Here is a 442-nt window from a genome sequence, read left to right on the forward strand (position 1 = left end):
GTCCTATGCTCTGACAGAGAATTCACATCATATTTCAATTTTGTCACACACTAAGTGACAAAGTGACATTTAGTTTCAATTGAAGGGAAAGTGAAAGCGTTTTACGATAAGGTTAAGGGCTTCACTGACACTTGTTCTTATATCTTTTGACCTATAAAGCCCTAAATAAAGGGAAAGAAGAAAGGAGTTTTCATAGATGCAGGAAAAAAGCGGATTCCGCGTAAAAGTACAGCGCTTTGGAAGCTATTTAAGCGGCATGATTATGCCGAATATTGGAGCATTTATCGCTTGGGGACTCATTACGGCCTTATTCATTCCGAGTGGCTATTGGCCAAATGAACAATTAGCTTCACTTGTTGGCCCAATGATCAACTACTTACTGCCGCTCTTAATTGGTTACACAGGCGGTAAACTCGTATACGACCATCGAGGCGGGGTACTC

At 41.2% G+C, this 442-nt stretch carries 1 pseudogene; it reads left to right on the forward strand.

The features are described 5' to 3' along the window. Positions 1–196: 196 nt before the first annotated feature. Positions 197–442, forward strand: a pseudogene (locus ACOV8S_RS31345) (hypothetical protein); the annotation flags it as partial.

It is taken from the genome of Streptomyces sp. CO7 (genome assembly GCF_053474865.1).